Here is a 4,754-nt window from a genome sequence, read left to right on the forward strand (position 1 = left end):
CAAACCCTAAGGCCCGACCAGTCCGGGGTATAAACAATTGGCACTGGCTTATCAAGCACCCTGTTGAGTTCTCAAAGAACAACCACACACCATCCGGCATCCCACTCACGCAGAACCCATCCGGGGCATTTCGTCCGTCCCACACCCGCCGCTCTCGCGCCGGGCACTTTTACTACGTTACCTCGCCGTCTTCCCCGTGTCAACCGGTGTGTCCCGGTGTGTCACGCTTCGTACGGGTTGGCACCGACGAACACGCGCAGCGGCGTACCGCTTCGCTGATCATCGGATTTGGTAGGCCGGCCGCTGCGGTTTCCCGCAAGCTCGCCCGGTTCCCTACCGGTCGACAACCTTACCCGGTCGTTATGGCTCCGCCAAATCCGCCTCGCGGCGGTCTGTCGGGCCTCGCCCGGTCCGTGTCCTCCAGGAGTGACCCTGTCCGACCCGATGCCATCCCGGCTCGGGTGCTTCAGGGCGCTTGCCCTGTTTGCCCCGTTCCGCGCTGGCAGAGAGAAAGTTACGCGCCCGCAGGTTTGATCGTCAAATCGGCGGGTAGCGTCCCGCGTCACATCACATCATCATCGACCAGCTATCAACGCAGGTCAGAGGCCTGATGGCACCTGGCGGGTCGCGAGGAGCGGGGCCGAAGGTCCCGTCTACCGGGGTAGCAACGCACTGCTCGGGGCCTCCAATTCCCCGGAACCATGAAGGCATGACAGTTCTGGTGACCGGTGCGACCGGGCGGGCGGGGTGGCACGTCGCCCGGCTCCTGCAGGAACGCGGCCACCAGGTGCGGGCGGCGGTACGCGACGTGGGTGCCACCGGTCCGTGGGACGCGGCGGTCACGTTCTCGTTCACCGACCCCGCCACCTGGGATGCGGCCTTCACCGGCGTGGACCGGATGTTCCTGATGCGTCCCCCGCAGATCGGCAACGTCAAGCGGGACATGCTGCCCGCCCTCGAACGCGCGCGGCAGCTCGGCGTACGACGGATGGTCCTGCTCTCCCTCCAGGGCGCCGAGCACAACCCGGTGGTCCCGCACCACGACCTGGAGAAGTGGCTCCGGAGGTCGGGCCTGGAGTGGACCTTCGTCCGGGCGGCGTTCTTCATGCAGAACCTGTCCACGACCCACGCTGCCGACATCCGGGAGCACGGCCGCATCCTGCTTCCCGCCGGACGGGGTCGGACGGCCTTCGTCGACGTCCGGGACGTCGCCGAGGTGGCGGCCCTGGCGCTGGACGGCGACGGACACGTCGGGAAGGCGTACACCCCGACCGGGTCGCGGCCGCTCACGTACCAGAGGTTGCCGACCTGATCGCGGCCGAGCTGGGACGGCCCGTGCGGTACGTGTCAGCGGGTCCGCTGCGCTACCTCCGGTCCGCGCGGGCGGAGGGTATGGCGTGGGGCATGGCCCTGGTCACGCTCGCTCTCTACACGACCTGCCGGCTCGGCCTCGCCGACGGGATCACCGACGAAGTGCGGGCCCTGCTGGGCCGCCCGCCGATCGACTTCGCCCAGTTCGCGCACGACGAGCGCGGCGCGTGGTCGCCGGCGACCGCCCGGAAGCCCGCCGCGACCGGCTGAGCTCCGGCTCCGCGGTGTTCAGGCCGTCGACCGGTCGGGCCGCCGGCCGGCGGCCCGCCACGCGCGTACGCCGAGCACACCGACGGTGGTGCCGATCGCCAGCGACGCCGCGATCAGCAGAGCGTGCACCCACAGGAATCCCGTCGCCGGGAACTCGCCCACCTCACCGTTTGACCACGAGCGCGGGTCGTTCCAGATGGCGACCGCGAACCGGGGCCAGATCACCCAGGTCCAGACACCGACCCCGGTGAGGAAGACAGCCCAGCGGCGAGACAGCACCATGGCGGCGAGTATGCCAGCGCCCGGGCGCCCGTCCCGCGACGGCGGGACCGGCTCCCGGGTGAGGGAAGCCGGTCCCGCCGCCCGGCGTCAGAAGCAGGTGCCGATGCCGCCGATCGCCGGGTTCGCCCGGTCGTGGTAGTGGATCGTCCCCGCCGGATCGGCCATGAACCCGCCCCAGATCGTGCAGCCACCACGGACGTACGCCCTGGTCGGACCGGCTGCGTAGAGCTTGTTGGCGTCGTCGGTCTGGGTCGGCAGGTACTGCGCCGCGAGGTAGACCTGGGTCCGGGTGAGCGTGCCGACGTACGCGGACTTGATCGTGGCCGTGCAGCCGTACCCGGTGAGCGTGTTGTACATCAGGTAGACCGTGCCGAGGCGGGCGCCGGTCTGCGCGTGGTGGATCGGGTCCTGGTCCCGCACTGTGTAACCGAACCCGCAGAGCGACTGCGGGGTCACCGGGTTGACGACCGCGGCCTGCGCCGTGCCGCCGGCCCCCGCGACCAGACCCGCCGTCAGTGCGAGCACGACTCCCATTCGCCGAATGGTTCCCAACATCTGCGTCCCCCTCTTCTCCGTTGCGCGGATGCGGGAACAGAATGGTGTTCCGGGGACGGGCCACCGAATGTGTCGGCCCGACACCGTCGCCGAGCCGACGATGTGTCGCCGCACGTAGGGGGACCCTCACCTGCGCGAAGTCCCGCCACTCATCGACGGACGACGAATATGACGTAGTTCGCACCGCGACATTTCCGTGAACCGATAATTGCCGGCCTGTTTCCCACGTCGGCGGCCGGGGCACAACCCGAGGGGACCGACGGCGATCCCCTCGGAGGTGTCCCGTGCAACCGTCGACGTTCAATCCGTGGACCTGGCGCGACCCGTCCGCCCTCGCCAGCGGGTACCAGCCGGCCACGCCCGGCACGGGCCCGACCGGTGAGCGCCCCGACACCGACGGCGGTCCGGACGCGCCCGGTCCCGGCACCCCGGTCGACCTGGCCGGCTACCGGGTGGAGGCGGTCGACGGGCGGATCGGCACGATCGACGAGGCCAGCGACGACGCCGGTGCGCGGTGGCTGGTGGTCGACACCGGGCCGTGGGTCTTCGGACAGAAGGTGCTGTTGCCGGTGGGCACCGTGGTGCGGGTCGACCACCTCGACCGGACGGTGCACGTGGACCGCACCCGTGAGCAGGTCAAGGAGTCCCCGGCCTACGACCCCGAGGCGGACGACCAGCCGGGCCACCGGGACCGGATCGGCGCCTACTACCGGGAGAGCTACGGCCGGGAGTGAGCGCCGCCGCCGGACGTACCCGACTCGCGACCGGCAGGCATGGTCCGCCGGTTGCGGGGCACAGAGACCCCATGAACGGGGTACGGGACGAGGTGGTTCTGCCGGTCGTCGACGATCTGGATCAGCTCGTCGACCTGCTCCGGGAGACCCGCCCAGACGAGGAGATGTACATCCGGTGGTCCCGGGGTCCCGAGATCGACCTGTGCGGGCAGCCCGGTGCGGGGCAGTCCAGCAAGGATGCGCTGACCGGGATCGACCTGCCGGGCCTCTCCGCCAACCCGCTCGCCGTGGAGCCGTGGTGGGGCGGGCGACCGCTGCGCCTGTGGGTGGCGCGCCGCCTCTACGACTACTGCCACCTGCGGGATCTGCGGGGTCCCGGCGTACGCCCCTGGGTCCTGGTGGGTGAGCAGTGCGGACGGGGACCGGACAACGAACCGCTCGTGCACTGCCGGCGCCCCGTCGCCTGGGTGTCGGAGCGGGCCCTGCGCGAGGCGGACCGGGTGGTGGAGGCCCAGGCGTCCGAGGAGTGGGGGCCGCTGCACCGGGCCGACTGACCTCGCGCCGGCAGCCTCACCCCTCCTGGTCGCGCAGCCCCACGCGGTCGTGCTCCCAGAAGGTGGCCGAGTAGACCAGCGTGCCCGTTCCGTCTAGGGCGTCCGAGGTCGTCATCGGCGTTCGTAGGCGCCGAGGTCCGGTCGGCTGTCGCGGGGCAGCCGGTCCGCGTCGGTGGTGGTGCCGGCCGTCGGCGGCCGGCGGGGAGGATCTGCAGACTTCTGCTCGTCGGCGGTGAAGCAGTTGCCGTTGATGGCCTGGTCCTTGAGGTCGCCGCGTCGGGCACGGTCGCGCTGCTCGGCACCCGGCCACAAGCCGTTCAGCGTCTCCGGCACCCCCGGTCGGGCGAAGGGCAGCGAGAAGGTCGGCGCCGACTGCAATCTGATCAACGGCGACCCGAAGTTCGTCAACCCGGCCGCCGGTGACTTCCGGCTGCGCCCGGACAGCCCCGCCATCAACGCCGGTTGCGGAACCCTGACTGCCGAAACCGACAACACGACCGGACCCGCTCCAACGGCAAGGCCGACCTCGGCGCCTTCGAGTCGTGACCCAGGTCTGACCGGCACCCCGAAGGGGCTGCACGAGGACGCGTACCCGCGACTCGCGCAGCCCCTCTGCCGCGGCCGGGGCTGTTTCGCTGACGGGGATCGATATCACGCCGGTCTGCGCCACGGTTTGCGGCCACCCAGCTCGGGAAGGCGCCGGGCGACAGTGGCGCGCGGACAAGCCAGCGCCATCGCACCCACGGGGAGGTCGACATGGGTGACCGGGAGAAGCTGCACGATCTTCGTCAGCAGGCCCACGACGCGGGCATCGAGGGCAACTCCAAGATGACCGAGGAGCAGCTCCGTGACGCGCTGCGCAGGGTCGGCAAGGGCGAGCGACCCCAGATGGCCAAGCACGAGGCCAAGCGGTAGCGGGCGAGCGGCGGCGCCCCCCCCGGCCCGGGGGGGGGGCCCCCCCGGGCGCCCCGCCCCCCCCCCCCCCCCCCCCGCCCCCGCCCCCCCCCGCGCGGCCCCGGGCGCCGGCGCGACCGCGGCTGGGGCTGGG

8 protein-coding genes are annotated in these 4,754 nt (G+C 71.4%); 5 read left to right on the top strand and 3 right to left on the bottom strand.

Annotated features, from left to right (window positions below):
• Positions 1-709 precede the first annotated feature (709 nt).
• Positions 710-1,312, top strand: a complete 603-nt coding sequence (locus ACIBR0_RS05515; protein WP_396712841.1) for an SDR family oxidoreductase — start codon at positions 710-712, stop codon at positions 1,310-1,312.
• Positions 1,313-1,335: 23 nt separating this feature from the next.
• Positions 1,336-1,581, top strand: coding sequence for a hypothetical protein (locus ACIBR0_RS05520; protein ID WP_396712842.1), 246 nt, complete (start codon positions 1,336-1,338; stop codon positions 1,579-1,581).
• A gap of 18 nt (positions 1,582-1,599) precedes the next feature.
• Here ACIBR0_RS05520 and ACIBR0_RS05525 read toward each other — a convergent pair whose 3' ends face one another.
• Both ACIBR0_RS05525 and ACIBR0_RS05530 read right to left on the bottom strand, forming a co-directional pair.
• Positions 1,600-1,863, bottom strand: a complete 264-nt coding sequence (locus tag ACIBR0_RS05525) for an SCO4848 family membrane protein (RefSeq protein WP_396712843.1) — start codon at positions 1,861-1,863, stop codon at positions 1,600-1,602.
• Between the two features lie 87 nt (positions 1,864-1,950).
• Positions 1,951-2,397, bottom strand: coding sequence for a hypothetical protein (locus ACIBR0_RS05530; RefSeq protein WP_357038331.1), 447 nt, complete (start codon positions 2,395-2,397; stop codon positions 1,951-1,953).
• A 305-nt stretch (positions 2,398-2,702) separates the two neighbouring features.
• Here ACIBR0_RS05530 and ACIBR0_RS05535 point away from each other — a divergent pair, with 305 nt between their 5' ends.
• A complete protein-coding gene (locus ACIBR0_RS05535; RefSeq protein WP_396712844.1) occupies positions 2,703-3,152 on the top strand; it encodes a PRC-barrel domain-containing protein in 450 nt (149 codons plus the stop codon).
• A 71-nt stretch (positions 3,153-3,223) separates the two neighbouring features.
• Positions 3,224-3,706 carry a DUF6098 family protein gene (locus tag ACIBR0_RS05540; protein WP_396712845.1) on the top strand — a complete coding sequence of 161 codons (483 nt, stop codon included), beginning with the start codon at positions 3,224-3,226 and terminating at the stop codon, positions 3,704-3,706.
• Between the two features lie 111 nt (positions 3,707-3,817).
• Here the strand turns inward: ACIBR0_RS05540 and ACIBR0_RS05545 are convergent, their stop codons facing one another.
• A complete protein-coding gene (locus ACIBR0_RS05545) occupies positions 3,818-4,159 on the bottom strand; it encodes a hypothetical protein (RefSeq protein WP_396712846.1) in 342 nt (113 codons plus the stop codon).
• A gap of 303 nt (positions 4,160-4,462) precedes the next feature.
• Between ACIBR0_RS05545 and ACIBR0_RS05550 the strand changes: the two genes are divergently transcribed.
• Entirely contained in the window at positions 4,463-4,621 is a 159-nt protein-coding gene (locus ACIBR0_RS05550) for a hypothetical protein (RefSeq protein WP_396712847.1), read from the top strand.
• Positions 4,622-4,754 lie beyond the last annotated feature (133 nt).

The sequence above is a fragment of the Micromonospora sp. NPDC049497 genome (assembly GCF_044465805.1).
GTDB lineage: Bacteria > Actinomycetota > Actinomycetes > Mycobacteriales > Micromonosporaceae > Micromonospora.

Excerpts from the sequence above, each read along its gene's own strand:
- ACIBR0_RS05515 (WP_396712841.1), top strand. The coding sequence starts at position 710 with ATGACAGTTCTGGTGACCGGTGCGACCGGGCGGGCGGGGTGGCACGTC.
- ACIBR0_RS05525 (WP_396712843.1), bottom strand. The coding sequence starts at position 1,863 with ATGGTGCTGTCTCGCCGCTGGGCTGTCTTCCTCACCGGGGTCGGTGTC.
- ACIBR0_RS05530 (WP_357038331.1), bottom strand. The coding sequence starts at position 2,397 with ATGGGAGTCGTGCTCGCACTGACGGCGGGTCTGGTCGCGGGGGCCGGC.
- ACIBR0_RS05540 (WP_396712845.1), top strand. The coding sequence starts at position 3,224 with ATGAACGGGGTACGGGACGAGGTGGTTCTGCCGGTCGTCGACGATCTG.
- ACIBR0_RS05545 (WP_396712846.1), bottom strand. The coding sequence starts at position 4,159 with ATGGCGGGGCTGTCCGGGCGCAGCCGGAAGTCACCGGCGGCCGGGTTG.
- ACIBR0_RS05550 (WP_396712847.1), top strand. The coding sequence starts at position 4,463 with ATGGGTGACCGGGAGAAGCTGCACGATCTTCGTCAGCAGGCCCACGAC.